The sequence below is a fragment of the Psychromonas algicola genome (assembly GCF_004378355.1).
Classification (GTDB): Bacteria; Pseudomonadota; Gammaproteobacteria; order Enterobacterales; family Psychromonadaceae; genus Psychromonas.
This window is the reverse complement of record NZ_SNUB01000044.1, coordinates 1-18530: the sequence shown is the minus strand read 5'-3', so window position 1 is coordinate 18530 and position 18530 is coordinate 1. Positions and strand designations below refer to the sequence as shown.

The following is an 18530-nucleotide window of genomic DNA, read 5'->3' as shown; positions in this document are numbered from 1 at the left end:
AAATGGTCAAAACCGATCCATAGTTGGAGAGCTGCCATGAATCGGTTTATAATAGAGTTTGAAGACCGCTTGAAAAAACATCTGTAAAAATGGTAATTACACAGAATTATTTACAGGGTCAGCGATTTAAACTACGCCAATAGTTTAAATAAGGCTCAACACTAGAGGATTCAAGTCTATAAAGACAAGGTTGCCCCCAAATTCCAATGGCAAGCATACCTTTTCTTAATGTTCACCTCAATCCCGAATTTCCTCTTTATTGAAATAATTGAGAGAACTATTATGAGCTCTAAACAAAAAATTGTTGATGTATGCGCTTATCTACGTCGTCAAAATGGTGTACTTGTATACGTATGCAAACATAAAAGATCAATGCCACGTTAATTTATAAAACAAGGTATTTATACTGCAAAAGCTACTTATATTATTATAGGTAGCTTTTTTTATTTAGAGTCTGTAAATCAATAAATAAAAGCTATGTGGCTACATCCAATTCCCCGTTACGTTTTTCTGAATCAATCACTGCCTTTAGCAAGCTAAGGCAGCGAATGATACGGCAGTATCGTGTTTATGAGCGGTGCGTTAAGAAGGGAGTGATTACTATATTTTCAAAAGAGTAGATTAAAAAAACGATACGGGCCAGTCTCTTTTGGTTACTTTTCTCTGCTGGCAGAGAGAAAAGTAACTCGCCGACAGGGCGAAACCACTGCAAATAAACATCAAACTGCATCGATGAGCGAAGACGAACTTTCCTTACCAAGTTAAAGTCTATGAAGGTGCTGTTGAATATGTATCCCCACAAAGACTATGGTGGCTATAAAAAGCTCAACTGCAGTGCTGTTGTGGCCAAATTGAGTACTGATTTTCTGACGAGTTTTTGGATAAGTATTTTTAAAAGGCAAAAGCAAGATTTGAACTCGTTAATTCTTCCAGCAAGTGGGTTATAGATCAATAAATTGATTTTTAAAATCGCTCAAGGGTTCTTCTCGATTGCAATGTAACGCCTTGTTATAAGCTTATATAGAAAGGATAGTAGCGATAAGAGATTTAACATTTGAAAGGCAATCAGAATTTACTATGTCAACCTTATGGAGGTTTCTCGCAGACCAATCAAGAGATTTCATTTGATCTGTTAAAATTACCCCTGTAGTTTTATTACTTCCCTCTACCATAACTTCAAAAGGATAACCTTTAGCTTGATTTGTAATTGGGCATAGCCAAGCAAAATCAGTTACTTTGTTGAAGTTTTTAGGACTCAAGACTAAAGCGGGTCTTTTACCTGCTTGCTCATGACCCGCTTGAGGGTTGAAATCGACAATAACAACATCACCAACATCTGGTACAAAACTCATAAAAGTTCATTACCCTTTTGATCGCTGAACACTGCTTCATGCTTATTACAATCAGTTACTTTCGATAACAAATCTTCAAGAGAAGGTTTACAAGGCTCAATAATAACTGTTTGCCCTTTTTGAACTAAGTTAACTTTATCGCCGATATGTAGTGCTAATGTTTCTAATATATTTTTAGGTAGGCGAAGTGCCGCGCTATTTCCCCATTTTGATATTGCTACAGTCATAGTATTCTCCCAAAAAATAGATGTGTATACATTGTATATACGAAAAGACGTTAGATCAATACTCATTATGAAATACTTGTGAAATATAACGAGGTTTATAACTGTGTAGCTAAACCGAATTACTCTGCATTTTTAGTGGAAACTCGGAATAGAGTGTTTCTACATGATAAAACCTTGCTCAATGTGGCTACGAATCCCCACCGTTGAGCTTTTCCAAGTGATGGATTCCTTTCAGCAACAGCAAACAGGACGTTTGCTGTAAGTTCATTCGGCGCATGGACGCGCCGTATGAACTGGTGCGATAAGAAAGGAGTGCATTGTTTGGATAAGAAAGCGATTCGGTGACAGGTCTCTTTGCCAACTTTCTCTGCTGTTCAGAGAAAGTTTGGTCGCCGACAGGGCGAAATCAAAGTTAATAAATATCAAACAGCACCAATGAGCGCAGACGAACTAAATCTCAAACCAGACTGAATGAATATGCATCCCCACGGAGACCATGGGGACGAGAAAAGACGAATCTACTCAACAAACTAATCCATTGAAAGTGTTAGCCAATGCGGAAACTAGGTGAAAAAAGTAAAATGAGTTTGCGTTTCCCAAAGCATACGTTGTTGCGACAACAAAAAGGCCGCCTATATCGCTATAGGCGGCCTTTTATTAAGCTTAATTGTTAACTTAACAAGTTAAACTTAAAGCTCGATAGTTACTACTTCACCATCAATAGTTAACTCTAATGTGTTACCTACTAATTTATGTGAAACTTCAGTTTTAGGACCTTTTGCTTTACTTGGTACTAATAGCGTTAGAATATTGTGCTCTTTCTTCGCTTTAAACTTAGCTTCAACGTGACGGTGAACTTCTAAATCAGCGTATTCAGCAGGATCAACTTCACCAAAGCCTTCAACATTTTCAATTGAAAGTAGATCGTCTTTGCTGTCATTAATGAATGACACGTCTAAAGTCGCGTTATCACCAATGATTTTGAACGAGTCTTTTGCTGTTTCTGTTTTGAAAGTTGTGTGCAATAACCAAGTCAGATCTTGCTCTGATTTAATGGTTGCAGTATCACGCATTACAAATACTTTACCTTTCGCAAACCAGATTTTACGTTTATAAGATTCAAGATCTGGGTTGTGGAATTGGTATGAAGTTGATGCATCACCTTCAACAAATAACACGTCAGATTCTGTATCGTAATCGCTGATTTTACCGCCAGCTTCAATACAGTAACGATCTTGGTGCTCGCCTTCAAATTTCGTTGTTGTATTCTCTGCGTACTGACCTTTACCATCAAATAATGGTAGGTTTTTAGAGAACGTACGACGACGCCATTTGATGTGCATGTCTACACCGAAACCACCGTAGTAACCAGTGATTGCCGCTAATGTGTCACCAAATGCATGTAATGTGTATGCGTTTTGGTCACCGTGTGAGTGGCTGATTGAACCAAATGGGCTACATTTGTAAACCATGTGGATATGCTCTTCACGGTTTGTCATGTTGCTGTGGAATGCTGCCCAACCAGTGATTGGGAATACTTTTAGTAGCGGCTTGTTAGAAGGCGCAACTTCAGGCATATCGTTCCATAGGTAATCAAAACGTAAATCATCGTAACCAAAGTCCCACCAACCGAAGTTGTAGAATTTTGTATGTGCTTCAGTATCACGTGCTTTTAATTGGTTGTAGTACCAAATGTATTCAGGTTTGTTGTTTACACCAGCAAAATGTTTGATGTTGTAAGCTAGTTTTAGACCTGGGAAGTCACCAATACTTGATTGGTCACAGAAGCTTGCACGACGAGAGTGAACAGGCATACAGTAAAGAATGAAATCACCTGTATTTTTGTAGAACTCTTTGTTGAACATGTTGATAGAGGTGTAGCTTTTTAATAGATCAAAAGACTCACCTAGGAAGGCCATTTGTGTGTTCCAGTAATCTGGACCTTCAGCCCATGCTCCGTCTTTACCGCCCCATGGTGGGTAATGCGTTGCATAGTATTCAATACCGTATTCGATGTATTCGCGAGCTTTAGGGTATTCGTTGTATAACGCGATACAAGTTGGAATAACCGCTGAAGAAATTGAACGAACACCGTGGCTGTTTAATGGGTTAGCTAATAAATCAACAGTCACTTTAAGGTGATGCATGATTTCTTCTAAACGTACGATTAGCGCTTGTTTTACTGTTTCACGTTCTTCATCAGAGAAGTAAGCGTGTAACCAGTCAAAACCCCAAGCCATTGCAGCGATAACACGGAAAGCCGCTTCATCGTTGTAACCACGAGACGTTACGCCTTCTGGATCGTAAGACGCTAGTTGTAATGTCCATGCTTTTGCTTTTGCGATAATTGCTTCATCTTCTAGCACGATACCTGCGATTGAAAGGTTACGTGTAGCATTGAACGCTTCTTGACAGCTAACGTACATTTGACGCCAGTAAGGGCGCCATAATGAGGCTTTACCAACCGTTTCTTCTGGGTAAGCTTTTGGCTCTGCGTAAGGTGCTACATCTAAGAACTTGTTAGTAGAGTTGTTCATGAATGCATCAAATTTGCAGTAACCCGCATCGCTTTTTAGGTTAGCTTTGAATGCTGGAAGATCTTTGCTTTGAACTAATAAGCGAGGATGATCAACGCTTAAGTTATCAAGGAAAGAAAGATCAATTTTAGTAGTTTCGACTTTAACTGGCATCACATCAATAAGATTACCGGCTGATTTGTCGTTTTCTAATTTGATCGCTTTGATCGCGTCAAAAGACTTGTTAGACATTTAAGACCTCTAATTTTGGAGTTAATAAACTGGTTACTGCTCTATCGCTGTTTCATTAAAGCTTTAGAGTGTTGAAATCATTTCTTCAGCCACAATAAGATAGCCTAAGGGTTCTTATTGCCTAAGGCTTGCGTTATTAATAGAAAAACGAAAGTTGGCTGTGTAAATCGGGCGGAGAATTTTGCACCGAAATTGTGCACATTTTATATCATTTGTATGACTTAATTACAATCTCGAGGGGGATTGATGATGTCAATATTCGAGCCTAATCACTTTTTAATAATGTGGGATTGCTGTAAGTGAAAATAAATCAAGAGAAACTGATGTTTGGCAGTTATAATTAATGTTTTTTGTGCTAGTCAATAAATGGTGGTTTTATGATTAAGTATTTAATGTTGACCTTATCTTTGCTCGCTTCTTTTCAATTGAGTGCGTCAGAACGAGTATGTGGTTGGTTAGACAATCCATCACCTGCGAATCTATTTTTTACAGATAGTGAAGCTTTTTGGTTTATTTCAGCTCAAGGTAAAGCACCTTTAAATGATGCTTCTATGAATTTAGTTTATGCGGCCTTACATGATGAGCAACAATTTGTAAGAACCAATGTTAATTATGGTTTTAGTTGTGCTTGTTTGACTGTAGATAAAAGCCTAGAAACAAACTCCATTACAAAGGTTTATCAATCTGAGCAAATGACGCTTAAAACGTGTTTGGAAGATCAAACGATCGCTGAACATATTCCTCTTGGCTTGAACTAGATTTATTTTCTTAAATTCAGACCATAAAAAAAGCGAACATTAATATGTTCGCTTTTTAATCGGAGACTTGTTGAAGAAAACCTTCTAAAGCTTCTTTTCTATTTCTTGAATCTTGTTGTTAACCACATCCTGTAGGTGTCTTAAGTCAGATAAAACCTGTTTCTTAAGTTCCTGCTCTGTACCTACTTGTACGCTTAAACTATCCAGTTCTTGGATGATTTTACGTAATGTTGGATTGATTTCTGATAAGTCAGTAAATTTTTCGTTGTTTTGTCCACCGCTTACTCTTTTCATCTGGCGTTGGAATTTATATTTACTGCTCTTACCTATTAACATGCCACCTTGTTTTCTGAAATAGACTTTTAAAACATCTTTTTCACCTTCTTGGCGTAATGAATAACGTTTAATGTCTTCTGGATTACGAATCCCGATGTCTCTTAAATTTGGATACATTTTCTCTCCCTAAGTCTACTTTTTTAAATTAAATAAAACCTTTGTTAGGTTTTGTATTAACCATGCCACTTATTAATATTTATTATTTTTTAGTTAGTTAATTGTGGCGCTTATTATAAAACACAGTGTTTTCTTTTTTTAAATTCCATTTGTTCGTTAACGTTTATTAACATATTAATTATGTTGGGGGGTAACGACAATGGGCTTTATTCTTCTTTTAATGAAAATTGACTGAATTGCATAAAATCTAATCATATAGCAAAAGAAATAGCCTTGTCTATTTAGTGATCAAATTCTTTAATTTATTAGTGAGATTAATGTGATAATTAGAGTGTTTTTATGAAATATTAACGAGATGTTGTAAAGGTTTACAAGGAATTGAAAGTAATGGCAGTGAGTTTAATTTTTTCCACTGCCTTAAATCGTTTTATTTTGCTTTTAAATTCTCTTTGAAGGCATTTAGCATTTTAAACAACAATTCAATTTTCACTACGATTGCAGGTAATTGTGTTGAGTAATGCTCTTCTGTATCGGTTTGAATGGCTTGCAAGTCCGCTGCTAATTCTTCTACATAAGGTAAAAAAGTATCAGCGTGATTTTTAAAAGGAGTGTCATCTGCAAAAATATGCGCAAATCCTGCTATTTTTTGTTTACGTAATTCTTCTAAGGCTTTATCGGCATCCACTGCGCGGTGGTAAATTATTTTAATGTTCTCTTGCAGCTGTGCTTGCACGCTTTCTTTACTCATCATTGTCTCCAGTGCGACTCTTATTTCTCGAATTTTTTTATTATAACGAATGTATTAAGGTTTTGCTTTGTTGTCCTGCAATTTCTCTGCTTAAACGGGGGACTAAATAACCCGGTAGAGCTGCTTGCATTTTTTTATGTAGCTGCTGAGCGTGTTGCTCGCTAATATCAAAATGAGCGGCACCTTCAACTTTATCAAGCAAGAATAAATAGTAAGGTAATATATTAACTGAAAATAATGCTTCGCTAAGTGTAATTAAAGCCGTTTCGTTATCATTAACGCCTTTTAATAATACGGCTTGATTCAACAGTTGTATGCCAGCTTGATGACATCGTTTCATAGCAGCCGCAAAATCAGCATCTACTTCTTGTGCATGATTAATATGCAATACCATGACGACGTTAAATCGGCTTTGTTGCAGGCGATTGACTAAGGCTTGAGTGATGCGAGAAGGGATCACGACAGGCAAACGAGTATGGAATCGTAATCGTGTTAATTGCGGTAACGCTTCAAGTCGATCAATCAATTCAAATAACTGTTTATCTTTACTCATTAGCGGATCGCCACCACTTAAAATGACTTCATTGACATCGGGATGTTGTTCTATATAGCTGATAATTTCTTGGAGTTGTGACTTATTGATATTGTTTTCTGCGTAGGGGAAATGGCGTCTAAAACAATAACGACAGTTTACAGCGCAACCTGATTTTAAAATAAGTAATACACGGCTTTTATATTTGTGTAATAACCCCTGTTGTTGATTGTTTTGTTCAATTAACGGATCCCTCGTATAACCTTTCACCACTAACTCTTCGTCAACAATAGGCAGCACTTGTTGTAATAATGGATCGTTAATATTGCCTTTTTGCATCTTTTTGACAAAAGGTAAGGGCACCAACATAGGAAATTGTTTACGCGCAAGTTGACTGATCAGGTCATTTTGGTGCTCAATCTCCAATATTTCTAATAGTTGTAGTGGATTTTTAACCGCATTTGCTAGTTCCTTTTGCCATGTTGGCAAGTCAGCGGTATCATTCACGTTAATTATTTTAGGCATTTTTTTATCAGTTTAGTAATAGAGGTTATAATGGCAACATATAGTACCAGTGATTTTAAAGGCGGGCTAAAATTCATGCTCGATAATGAGCCATGTGTGATCATGGAAAATGAGTATGTTAAACCAGGTAAAGGCCAAGCTTTTAGTCGCGTTAAGTATCGTAAACTAATCTCGGGTAAAGTGGTTGATAAAACATTCAAATCAAATGAAACAGTTGAAGCCGCTGATGTAATGGATTTTGATTTAGCTTACCTTTACAACGATGGTGAGTTTTTCCACTTTATGAATAACGATACATTTGAACAAATCGCTGCCGATGCAAACGCAGTAGGCGATATGGACAAATGGTTAGTAGAACAAGATATTTGTACTATTACAACTTGGAATGATAACCCTATTGCTGTGATGCCTCCTAACTTTGTTGAGTTAGAAGTGACTGAAACAGATCCTGGCCTTAAAGGTGATACAGCAGGAACAGGTGGTAAACCTGCGACTCTATCAACAGGTGCAACGGTACGTGTTCCTTTATTCATTCAAATTGGTGAAGTGATTAAAGTAGATACGCGTACTGGTGAATATGTTGGTCGTATTAAGAAGTAATGCGACTAAATAATGTGTTTGAATGAAGCATATTAACAGCCTTTTAAAAACCAGCATTAAGCTGGTTTTTTTAGTTTAGGAATAAGATAAATACAATGAATTGGTTACCAAACGCGGCTTTAGCGCAACTAAATGCGCGCGCATTGATGTTAAAAAAAATTCGCAATTTTTTTGCTGAACGAGATGTACTTGAAGTTGAAACGCCTACGTTAAGTCAATCAGCAGTGACAGATGTGCATTTACATTGCTTTAAAACGTCCTTTGTCGGACGCAATATTAGTGACAAACCGCTTATTGATGGCGGCGTGCCATTATATTTACAAACCTCTCCAGAGTTTCACATGAAACGTTTGCTAGCGGCTGGCAGTGGTTGTATCTATCAAGTTTCAAAGGTGTTTCGTAATGAGGAGTCGGGACGTTTTCATAACCCTGAATTTTCTTTATTGGAATGGTATCGCGTTGGCTTTGACCATCATAAATTGATGGATGAAATGCAATCATTATTAACCTTGATTTTAGAATGTGGCACGCCTACTCGTTGTACTTACCAAGAAGCGTTTATCACTCATCTTAATGTTGACCCGCTAACGGCAGGTATTGAAGCACTTAAATTGGCTGGTGCACATTTACAGCTGGGTGAAGTGTTAGATAATGAAACTGATAAAGATACCATTTTGCAGTTATTGTTTTGTATTGCGATAGAGTCGAAGATTGGTCAAACAGCCCCTTGTTTTGTTTACGATTTTCCTGCGTCACAAGCGGCTTTAGCGCGAATTAATCAAGATGATCCTCGTGTTGCTGACCGTTTTGAGGTGTATTACAAAGGCGTTGAGTTAGCCAATGGTTTTCATGAGTTAAACAATAGCCAAGAGCAGTTACAGCGTTTCCAAGCCGATAATTTATTACGTAAAACAATGGGGCTCGCTGAAATGCCTATCGATCATCGTTTTGTCGCTTGTTTAGACCATTTACCGAATTGTGCAGGAGTCGCGTTAGGGTTAGATCGTTTATTGATGCTTTGTAGTGAACAAGCGCATATTAATGATGTGCTCAGTTTTAATATAGAGAATGCGTAGAGAAGTTATTTATAAAGTAACTAACAGGGAAGATGTTAATGTCAAAACTATGGTTAACCGATAGAAGCTATCCTTTTTGGTCTTACTTGCTAAGGATCTTGTATTGGGTGTTTGCGATTTATCTATCCAGTCTGTTTATGCAAGCTTACCAACAGGAAAGTTGGTTTAAAGTTGCGTTAATTGCGATCAGTATTTTGTTTGTGATCATCTTTTTAAGATTTGCTCGCTTTATTGACCGATTTTTGACCCTCAATAAAAAAGATTGAGAGTACACTTACACTTAGTGTATTTCAGATAAGAGAGGTCGTTATGCCAATTAAAAAAGTGCAAACTGAATTCGAAAAACTATCAGATATTCTAGCCGATGGTGTGGTTGCGGATGAATGTACAGCAGGAGAGTTACAAAAGGTCCATGATGAGTTACAAGATGCTATTCGTTCTGGCGATCCCGCTAAAAGTATTCGCGATAAAAAAATTACACAACAGTTAGTGATGTTTGAAGAAACAAACCCAGTCGTAGGTAAAGTGATTAAAGATTTAATGAATGCGTTATCTGGGATGGGGATTTAATTCATTTAATAAATGTTTAGCATTCTTAAATTTTAGATATAAAAAAACCGACACTAGGTCGGTTTTTTAATGCACTTAATAAAATCTTCTTTTAAAAGGAAGAATTAAAGTGCTTTAATTTTCGCAGAAAGACGGCTTTTCTTACGAGCAGCCATATTTTTGCTAATCAGACCTTTAGTTGCGTAAGCATCTAAAACTGATTGTAATTTAATGAACTCAGCCGCAGCTAGTTCTTTGTTTGCAGCTTCGATTGCAACAACAACTTTCTTGATGAAAGTACGCATCATTGTACGACGGCTTGCATTATGTTTACGGCTTTTTTCTGCTAGTAAAGCACGTTTTTTTGAAGACTTGATATTAGCCAAGACCTTAACTCCTAAATTCTGTATAACAAGGGATAATCAAAGGTCGTGGAATATGCCCTGTAACACGTATATTGTCAAATGGTTTCTTATTAACCAATTAAAAAACTGGTATCAAACCAGGTGGATGGTTAAACTTGCGCGCATTTTATACTCAACCCATTACAGATGCAAATGCAGAGTGGCTGTTTCTTGGATATTAAAGCAGTTAAACCTATTAAATTTAGCTGAAGCGTGTATTTTATCACCCTGATTGGCATTTATTAATAATCTAAGTAATTTGAATCGGTTAAGTATGTGGCAGAATTTAGGGAATAAGAAGTGAGTAAAAAGCTAATAAAATCAGGCATGATCGTCAGTTCGATGACATTAATATCTCGCGTGTTAGGTTTGGTTCGAGATATTGTTATTGCTAATTTAATGGGAGCCGGTGCGGCTGCCGATTTATTTTTCTTTGCAAATAAAATTCCTAATTTTTTACGCCGTTTATTTGCCGAAGGTGCATTTGCGCAAGCTTTTGTACCAGTTTTAACCGAATATGAAAAAACAAAATCACGTGATCAGGTAAAAGAATTAATTTCTGCCGTTTCAGGCACCTTAGGTACAATTATCACAGTGATCACTATTTTAGGTGTTTTAGGATCTTCTGTGATCACCGGGTTATTTGGTTTCGGTTGGTTCTTAGAGTGGTGGAATGACGGAGCGGAAGCCTATAAGTTTGAGCTTGCTTCGGATATGCTCAAAATAACTTTTCCTTATCTTTGGTTTATTACGCTAACTGCTTTATCTGGTGCAATTCTTAATACCTTAGGTAAGTTTGCGGTTGCTGCTTTTACCCCTGTATTTTTAAATATCGCGATTATCACTTGTGCTATTTTTGTTTCTCCTCAACTTGCTCAACCTGAATTTGGTTTGGCTATTGGTGTATTTTTAGGTGGATTAATTCAATTTCTATTTCAAATTCCATTTTTGAAAAAAGAAAAGTTGTTAGTAAAACCAACTTGGCAATGGCATCACCCAGGTGTCGTGAAAATTCGTACTTTAATGATCCCTGCTTTATTTGGTGTCTCTGTTAGTCAAATTAACTTATTGTTAGATACTTTTATTGCAAGCTTCCTACAAACAGGCTCAATTAGTTGGTTGTACTATGCTGACCGTTTATTAGAGTTTCCGCTTGGTTTGTTTGGTATTGCTATTGCCACCGTGATTTTACCAAGCTTATCTTCTTCACATGTTAGCCAGTCTCCGCAAGCGTTTGCTAAAACCTTAGATTGGGGGATCCGCAGTGTTTTCTTCTTAGGTTTTCCTGCCATGTTAGGGTTAATTGTGTTGGCTGAGCCAATGTTGCGTGTGCTATTTATGCGCGGGGAGTTTGATATGCAAGATGTCAGCATGTCCGCGATGAGTTTATGGGCTTATGCCAGTGGCTTATTAAGCTTTATGCTAGTGAAAGTACTCGCACCCGGTTATTACTCGCGCCAAGATACTAAAACACCCGTTAAATTCGGTGTGATTGCGATGGTGAGCAATATGCTGCTGAATATCATTTTTGCGATTCCATTTGGTTACGTTGGATTGGCGATTGCAACGGCGTTATCGGCAACGTTAAATGCAGGTTTATTATGGTTTGGCCTTTATAAAGGCGGCATTTATCAATTACAAAATCAAAGTATTGCAGTGTTGGTGCGTATTATTTGCTCTGGATCAGTGATGGCGAGTTTATTGTGGTTTATGACTCCAGCACTTTCGGCGTGGACTGAAATGAGTTTATTTCATGCGATTGGTTATTTGATTGGATTAATTGCTGGTGGCGCCTTTGTTTATTTATTGAGTAACTTTGTTTTTGGTTTGCGACTTCATCATTTTAAAGTTAAGGCTGAGGATTAACTTAAAACTCAGGCTAATAAATAACAAATCCTTAAAATGAAAGCTGATTACTTTGTTGCCTTCATATATAATCGGCTTTTTTGTATTTTCAATCTTTGTTTTGGCAATTAATTAAGACATTATCATGGAATTAATACGCGGAATTCACAATCTAGACGATCAACAGAAGGGTTGTGTGCTGAGCATTGGTAACTTTGATGGCATCCATCTTGGGCATCATGCTGTATTGTCTCGTCTGCTTAAAGAAGCGGAACGTTTACAAGTCCCTGCGACGGTAATGACTTTTGAGCCACAACCGGCTGAACTTTTTTCAGGTAAAAATGCGCCCGGACGTTTGAGCCGTTTACGTGATAAGTTTGTCCAGCTTGAAAAACTCAATTTAGATCGTTTGTTGTGCGTTTCTTTTACACATGAATTTGCTAACTTAAGTGCCGATGAATTTATTGAGCAATTACTGATTAACAAATTAAACGTTAAGTTTTTAGTCATAGGCGATGATTTTCATTTTGGTTATCAGCGGTTAGGTGATTTTGCTTTATTAAAACAAGCTGGCGAAAAATATGGTTTTGAAGTGGTTGATACACAAAGCCTATCTCAAAATGCATCACGTGTGAGTAGTACACGTATTCGCAGTGCGTTAGCGAAAGGCGACTTACAACAAACTGAACAAATGTTAGGTCGAAAATACAGTATTGCAGGCCGTGTAGGTCACGGTCGTAAATTAGGGCGCACTATCGGTGTACCCACTGCTAATTTATTATTAAAACGCCGCGTTTCACCTGTTTCAGGTGTATTTGTGGTTTCGATATTAGGGATTGACGATAAAGTTTATCGTGGTGTCGCTAATATTGGTTGTCGCCCTACTTTACAGGGTGAAAGACAACAACTAGAAGTACATATATTTGATTTTCAAGGCGACTTATATGGCATTCAGCTTGAAGTGATACTTGAAAATAAATTACGCGATGAAGTTCGTTTTGATTCATTCGCAGAACTAAAAGTACAAATTGATAAAGACATTCAGCAAGCTAGAGAATGGCATCAGCTTAATTAATAGATCGTTAGATGGAATAAAACCAATGAGTGATTACAAAAGTACATTAAATTTACCAAAAACAGGCTTCCCGATGCGCGCAAATCTTGCCAATCGTGAACCTAATATGTTGAAAAATTGGTACAAGCAAGATCTTTACGGAAAGATCCGCGCTGCCAAAAAAGGTAAAAAAACATTTATTTTGCATGATGGACCTCCTTATGCAAATGGTGATATTCATATCGGTCACTCGGTAAATAAAATTCTTAAAGATATTATTATTAAGTCTAAAACCTTATCGGATTTTGATGCGCCTTACATTCCAGGTTGGGATTGTCATGGTCTGCCTATCGAACTTAAAGTTGAACAAAAACATGGTAAGCCGGGTAAAAAATTAACGGCTGCTGAGTTCCGCGTTAAATGTCGTGAATATGCTGCACGCCAAGTTGATGGTCAACGTAAAGACTTTAAACGTCTAGGTGTATTAGGTGAGTGGGATAACCCATACCTAACCATGAACTTTGCAACAGAAGCAAACATTGTTCGTGCATTAGCAAGCATCATCAAAAACGATCATCTTCATAAAGGTTCTAAACCTGTGCACTGGTGTACAGATTGTGGTTCAGCATTGGCTGAAGCAGAAGTTGAATACGAAGATAAATTATCTCCAGCTATCGACGTTGCATTTAATGCCGTTGATACTGATGCGGTATTAGCTTGTTTTGATCTTCAAGGTGATGCAGGGCAAGGCGATATTTCTGCTGTTATCTGGACAACAACACCTTGGACGTTACCTGCTAACCGTGCGATTGCATTAGCTGCAAAAGTTGAATATTCACTAGTACAAGCTGGCGAACGTCGTTTAATTCTAGCAAGCGACTTAGTGGCTGATTGTATGGCGCGTTATGAAGTTGAAGACTTCACTGTGTTAGCAATCACAACGGGTGCAGCGTTAGAAAAACAATTATTCCAACACCCATTCTTAGATTTACAAGTACCAGCGATTGTTGCTGACCACGTAACTATCGATGCGGGTACAGGTTGTGTACATACTGCACCGGGTCACGGTCAAGACGATTACTCTGCAGGTCTTAAATACGAATTAGAAGTAGCTAACCCTGTTGGCGATAACGGTGTATTCCGTGAAGACACTGAATTCTTTGCAGGTTTACACGTATTCAAAGCAAACGATAAAGTACTAGAAGTATTAACTGAACGTAATGTGTTATTAAAACACATCAACATTAAGCACAGTTATCCACATTGTTGGAGACACAAAACGCCTATCATTTTCCGTGCAACGCCACAGTGGTTCATTTCTATGGATCAAAAAGGCTTACGTGATAGCGCATTAGCAGAAATTAAAGAAGTAAAATGGATCCCAAGTTGGGGCCAAAACCGTATCGAAAAAATGATCGAAGGTCGTCCTGATTGGTGTGTATCTCGCCAACGTACATGGGGTGTGCCGATTCCACTGTTTGTAAATAAAGAAACAGAAGAATTACATGAAAACTCTATCGAAATGATGGAATTGATTGCACAAAAAATCGAAAAAGAAGGCATTCAAGCTTGGTTCGATTTAGATCCTGAATCTATTTTAGGTTTTGAAGCTGAGCAATACCGTAAAGTGACTGATACATTAGATGTATGGTTCGATTCAGGTACTACGCATGCTTCAGTAGTTGCGATTCGTGATGAATATACTAAAGCCGATGGTCAACAAGCGTCAGCTGATTTGTACTTAGAAGGTTCAGATCAACATCGTGGTTGGTTCCAATCTTCACTATTAACAAGTACAGCAATCAATGGCGTTGCGCCTTACAAAGAAGTGTTAACGCACGGTTTTGTAGTTGATGGTGACGGCAAGAAAATGTCTAAATCATTGGGTAACGTCATGTCACCACAAACGGTGATGAATGACTTAGGTGCAGATATTTTACGTTTATGGGTTGCTTCAACGGATTATACGGGTGAAATTACCGTCTCTGATGAAATCCTAAACCGTAGCGCAGATAGTTACCGTCGTATCCGTAACACATCTCGTTTCTTATTATCGAACTTAAATGGTTTTGATCCACAAACTGATTTAGTGGCACCTGAAGATATGGTTGCATTGGATCGTTGGATTGTTGCTAAAGCATTAACCATGCAAAACGAAGTGATTGAAGCCTACGATAACTACAATCTACATGTGGTTTACCAAAAGCTAATGCATTTCTGTTCAATTGATTTAGGTAGTTTCTACTTAGATATTATTAAAGATCGTCAGTACACAGCGAAAACAGGCAGCAATGCTCACTTAAGTTGTCAAACTGCGCTTTATCATATCGTTGAATCATTAGTGCGCTTAATGGCTCCTATCTTAAGCTTCACAGCTGATGAAATCTGGGGACGTTTACCGGGCGAACGTAACGAGTTTGTATTTACTGAAACATGGTATGAAGGTTTATTTGGTTTATCTGATAATGAAATATTAGATAACGATAAATGGGCTCAAATCATTGCAGTTCGTGCTGAAGTCAACAAAACATTAGAATTAGCACGTAAAGATGCTGTTATTGGTGGCGGTTTAGAAGCGGAAGTGACTTTATATGCTTCTGATGAAATTAGCACACTGTTAAGCACGCTTGATGATGAATTACGTTTTGTATTAATTACTTCTCAAGCAACCGTTAAGCCGTTAGCTGATGCGCCTGCTGAAGCCGTCGCAACAGAGCTTAAAGGTTTATCTGTATTAGCATTGAAAACAGAAGCTGCGAAATGTGACCGTTGTTGGCATCATCGTGAAGAAGTGGGCCAAGACGAGAAGCATCCTGAGTTGTGTGGACGTTGTATTACTAACGTTGACGGCGAAGGTGAAACACGTCAGTTTGCTTAATTGATAACGAATTAACGATCTTGAAGCGCCTTGGTTATGTAAATGATTGAAGGCGTTTTTTTTAACTTTTTATTGGAATTCTTATGACTCAACAAGATACAAGCGAAATCAATAGTACGGGTTCAGGTTTACCTTGGTTATGGCTAACTATTATTGTGTTAGTGATTGATCAATTGACAAAGTATCTCACTATTCAAAAATTAGACTTATATGAGTCTTATGAAATTTTATCATTCTTTAATTTTACCTATGCACGTAACTACGGCGCAGCTTTTAGCTTTTTAGGTGATGCGGGTGGATGGCAGAAATATTTCTTCACTGGTATTGCAGTGGTAGTTTCTTCTTACTTGCTTTATTCAATGAAAAAAGCCGCTGCGAGCCAACGTTGGATGAATAGTGCTTATGCGCTTATCTTATCGGGTGCAGTAGGTAATGTGGTTGACCGTTTGCTATTTGGCTACGTGATTGATTTCCTAGATTTTGATTTAGGATTTTATCGTTGGCCTACTTTTAATATCGCTGATAGTGCTATTTTTATTGGTGCGATGATGATCATTATTGATGCGCTTTTCTGGGCAGAAAAACGTGAAAAAACAAAGGAACTGACTAATGACAACGAATAAAGTGATTGGTGATAAAAGCGAAGTATTAATGCATTTCTCAATCAAGCTAGCGGATGGATCTGCTGTTGATAGTACTAAAGTTGATAATAAGCCTGCTAAATTTGTAATGGGCGATGGTAGTTTAACGCCAGGCTTTGAAGAATGTTTACTAGGTTTAGCTGAAGGCGCATCAGAAAGTTTTACGCTTGCACCTGAATCTGCATTTGGTTTACCTAATCCAGATAACTTTCATTATATTGAATTAAGTAAGTTTTCTTCTGACGTTCCTGCTGAAGTAGGCACTATCATTAGTTTTACACAACCTGATGGCGCTGAAATTCCAGGTATTATTCGTGAAATCGTAGCGGATAGTGTGACCGTTGATTTTAACCATCCTTTAGCGGGTCAAACTGTGACTTTTGAAGTGGATGTATTAGAAGTTTTATAACGTCAGTGTTGGTTATTTGTTGCTTATTATCAGCGACGCTTATGTGGGATATTTATGGAAATAATTTTAGCTAATCCTCGTGGTTTTTGTGCTGGTGTACATCGTGCAATTAGCATCGTTGAACGTGCACTAGAGATTTTCCCTGCGCCGATTTATGTGCGCCATGAAGTGGTACATAATCAATATGTTGTTGATGATTTAAAAGCGCGCGGTGCAGTGTTTGTTGAAGAGCTGGACGAAGTGCCAGACGATAATATCGTTATTTTTAGTGCGCATGGTGTTGCTCAGAGCGTTCGTGCTGAAGCGAAACGTCGTGCTCTTAAAGTCTTTGATGCAACTTGTCCTTTAGTGACTAAAGTACATATGGAAGTGACGCGCGCTAGCCGTCGTGACCAAGAATGTATTCTTATTGGTCATCATGGTCATCCAGAAGTGGTTGGCACCATGGGGCAATATGACAGTGAGAAAGGTGGAATTTATTTGGTTGAATCAGCAGAAGATGTTGCTCAGCTTGAAGTTAAAGATCCAACTAACCTTTGTTTTAGTTCACAAACCACTTTATCGGTAGATGATACGGCTAATGTTATTGCTGCATTGCGAGAGAAATTTCCTAAGATTGAAGGTCCAAGGAAAGATGATATTTGTTACGCCACTCAAAATAGACAAGATGCAGTGAAAGATTTAGCGGATAAAACCGATCTTGTTTTAGTGGTGGGGTCAACGAATTCATCAAACTCAAATCGTTTACGCGAAAAAGCTGATAATGGCGGTGTGACTGCTTATTTAATTGATAATGAATTTGATATTAAAAGCGAATGGCTTGAAGACGTAGCAAGAGTCGGTGTGACAGCAGGGGCTTCTGCTCCAGATGTATTAGTGCAGGCTGTGATTGAAAAATTAAAAGTGTTGGGTGGTGGTGTCGTTATCGAAAATCCCGGCGTTGAAGAAAATATTGTATTTGAAGTTCCTGCGGAACTTAGAGTGAAACAAATCGACTAATTGATACGCTAGCGAGTTAATAAAAACTGGACTAAGCTAGCAATTCAGTGAGGTAGATTAAATTAGCAATGAATTTCTTTTTTAATGATTTGTTAATAGTGTAGGATTGTTATTCATATCTAGCCTAGAAATTATGGCGCGAAGTAACAGCCTTAAGTGTTTAGTCGCTAAGGCTTTATTTTGAAATCAACATGAAGAGTTTATTATGAGAAAAATAGAAGCAATTATTAAACCGTTTAAAATGGATGATGTACGTGAAGCACTTGCTGATATTGACATTACAGGGATGACGGTTTCTGAAGTGAAAGGATTTGGTCGTCAAAAAGGCCACACTGAATTATACCGTGGTGCTGAATACATGGTTGATTTTTTACCTAAGGTAAAAATCGAATTAGTGGTTAAAAAAGAATATGTTGAACGTTGTATTGAAGCAATTATGTCAACGGCTCAAACAGGTAAAATTGGTGACGGTAAGATTTTTGTTACCCCTGTAGAGCGTGTTATTCGTATTCGTACTGGTGAAGAAGACGGTGAAGCAGTTTAATCGCTAATAAGCTTTCTACAAATCAGCAATAAAAAAGGAGAACTAAGTTCTAATGCCGATCAGTTAAGAAAAATTAGTTGATTTTTACCCGAATGGGATCAGAATCCGATGTTCACTCAACATCGGATTTTTTTATGCCTTTAGATTACGATTTCCACTCACTCGAAG

General features: G+C 37.7%; 19 protein-coding genes. 12 read left to right on the top strand and 7 right to left on the bottom strand.

Annotated elements, in window-relative coordinates; genetic code table 11:
- Nucleotides 1–1016 precede the first annotated feature (1016 nt).
- The 3 genes from mazF to E2R67_RS15500 all read right to left on the bottom strand — a co-directional run bounded on the left by mazF (nt 1017) and on the right by E2R67_RS15500 (nt 4347).
- Nucleotides 1017–1352, bottom strand: coding sequence for an endoribonuclease MazF (gene mazF, locus E2R67_RS15510; RefSeq protein ID WP_134291861.1), 336 nt, complete (start codon nt 1350–1352; stop codon nt 1017–1019).
- A complete protein-coding gene (locus E2R67_RS15505; RefSeq protein WP_134291860.1) occupies nt 1349–1579 on the bottom strand; it encodes an AbrB/MazE/SpoVT family DNA-binding domain-containing protein in 231 nt (76 codons plus the stop codon). Before E2R67_RS15505 ends, mazF begins: the two co-directional genes overlap by 4 nt.
- A 689-nt stretch (nt 1580–2268) precedes the next feature.
- Nucleotides 2269–4347 carry a DUF4962 domain-containing protein gene (locus E2R67_RS15500; protein WP_134291859.1) on the bottom strand — a complete coding sequence of 693 codons (2079 nt, stop codon included), beginning with the start codon at nt 4345–4347 and terminating at the stop codon, nt 2269–2271.
- Between the two features lie 377 nt (nt 4348–4724).
- On the opposite strand from E2R67_RS15500, the gene E2R67_RS15495 reads away from it, so the two are divergent.
- Complete coding sequence (locus E2R67_RS15495; protein ID WP_208379549.1) at nt 4725–5105, top strand: DUF4087 domain-containing protein; 381 nt, start codon at nt 4725–4727, stop codon at nt 5103–5105.
- Nucleotides 5106–5189: 84 nt separating this feature from the next.
- On the opposite strand, the gene E2R67_RS15490 is transcribed toward E2R67_RS15495, so the two are convergent.
- The 3 genes from E2R67_RS15490 to epmB all read right to left on the bottom strand — a co-directional run bounded on the left by E2R67_RS15490 (nt 5190) and on the right by epmB (nt 7363).
- Nucleotides 5190–5558: a DUF3461 family protein gene (locus E2R67_RS15490; RefSeq protein WP_134291858.1), complete on the bottom strand. Its 369-nt coding sequence runs from the start codon at nt 5556–5558 to the stop codon at nt 5190–5192.
- Nucleotides 5559–5985: 427 nt separating this feature from the next.
- Nucleotides 5986–6306: a hypothetical protein gene (locus tag E2R67_RS15485; RefSeq protein WP_134291857.1), complete on the bottom strand. Its 321-nt coding sequence runs from the start codon at nt 6304–6306 to the stop codon at nt 5986–5988.
- 40 nt (nt 6307–6346) lie between these two features.
- A complete protein-coding gene (gene epmB, locus E2R67_RS15480) occupies nt 6347–7363 on the bottom strand; it encodes an EF-P beta-lysylation protein EpmB (protein WP_134291856.1) in 1017 nt (338 codons plus the stop codon).
- A gap of 30 nt (nt 7364–7393) precedes the next feature.
- Here epmB and efp point away from each other — a divergent pair, with 30 nt between their 5' ends.
- The 4 genes from efp to E2R67_RS15460 all read left to right on the top strand — a co-directional run bounded on the left by efp (nt 7394) and on the right by E2R67_RS15460 (nt 9609).
- Nucleotides 7394–7963, top strand: a complete 570-nt coding sequence (efp, locus tag E2R67_RS15475; RefSeq protein WP_134291855.1) for an elongation factor P — start codon at nt 7394–7396, stop codon at nt 7961–7963.
- 95 nt (nt 7964–8058) lie between these two features.
- The gene (gene epmA, locus E2R67_RS15470; RefSeq protein ID WP_134291854.1) at nt 8059–9039 is read left to right on the top strand and encodes an elongation factor P--(R)-beta-lysine ligase; all 981 of its coding nucleotides are present in this window, start codon (nt 8059–8061) and stop codon (nt 9037–9039) included.
- A gap of 38 nt (nt 9040–9077) precedes the next feature.
- Complete coding sequence (locus E2R67_RS15465) at nt 9078–9305, top strand: hypothetical protein (protein ID WP_134291853.1); 228 nt, start codon at nt 9078–9080, stop codon at nt 9303–9305.
- A gap of 43 nt (nt 9306–9348) precedes the next feature.
- Nucleotides 9349–9609: a DUF4404 family protein gene (locus E2R67_RS15460; RefSeq protein WP_134291852.1), complete on the top strand. Its 261-nt coding sequence runs from the start codon at nt 9349–9351 to the stop codon at nt 9607–9609.
- A 104-nt stretch (nt 9610–9713) separates the two neighbouring features.
- Here E2R67_RS15460 and rpsT read toward each other — a convergent pair whose 3' ends face one another.
- A complete protein-coding gene (rpsT, locus tag E2R67_RS15455; RefSeq protein ID WP_134291851.1) occupies nt 9714–9974 on the bottom strand; it encodes a 30S ribosomal protein S20 in 261 nt (86 codons plus the stop codon).
- A gap of 318 nt (nt 9975–10292) precedes the next feature.
- On the opposite strand from rpsT, the gene murJ reads away from it, so the two are divergent.
- From murJ to E2R67_RS15420, 7 genes are all read left to right on the top strand, one after another.
- Nucleotides 10293–11858 carry a murein biosynthesis integral membrane protein MurJ gene (murJ, locus tag E2R67_RS15450; RefSeq protein ID WP_134291850.1) on the top strand — a complete coding sequence of 522 codons (1566 nt, stop codon included), beginning with the start codon at nt 10293–10295 and terminating at the stop codon, nt 11856–11858.
- 124 nt (nt 11859–11982) lie between these two features.
- Complete coding sequence (gene ribF / locus E2R67_RS15445; RefSeq protein ID WP_134291849.1) at nt 11983–12912, top strand: bifunctional riboflavin kinase/FAD synthetase; 930 nt, start codon at nt 11983–11985, stop codon at nt 12910–12912.
- A 25-nt stretch (nt 12913–12937) separates the two neighbouring features.
- Entirely contained in the window at nt 12938–15769 is a 2832-nt protein-coding gene (ileS, locus tag E2R67_RS15440; RefSeq protein WP_134291848.1) for an isoleucine--tRNA ligase, read from the top strand.
- Nucleotides 15770–15852: 83 nt separating this feature from the next.
- Entirely contained in the window at nt 15853–16392 is a 540-nt protein-coding gene (gene lspA, locus E2R67_RS15435; protein WP_134291847.1) for a signal peptidase II, read from the top strand.
- Entirely contained in the window at nt 16379–16819 is a 441-nt protein-coding gene (gene fkpB / locus E2R67_RS15430; protein ID WP_134291846.1) for an FKBP-type peptidyl-prolyl cis-trans isomerase, read from the top strand. Before lspA ends, fkpB begins: the two co-directional genes overlap by 14 nt.
- 54 nt (nt 16820–16873) lie before the next feature.
- Complete coding sequence (gene ispH, locus E2R67_RS15425) at nt 16874–17818, top strand: 4-hydroxy-3-methylbut-2-enyl diphosphate reductase (RefSeq protein WP_134291845.1); 945 nt, start codon at nt 16874–16876, stop codon at nt 17816–17818.
- A 205-nt stretch (nt 17819–18023) separates the two neighbouring features.
- A complete protein-coding gene (locus tag E2R67_RS15420; RefSeq protein WP_134291844.1) occupies nt 18024–18362 on the top strand; it encodes a P-II family nitrogen regulator in 339 nt (112 codons plus the stop codon).
- Nucleotides 18363–18530 lie beyond the last annotated feature (168 nt).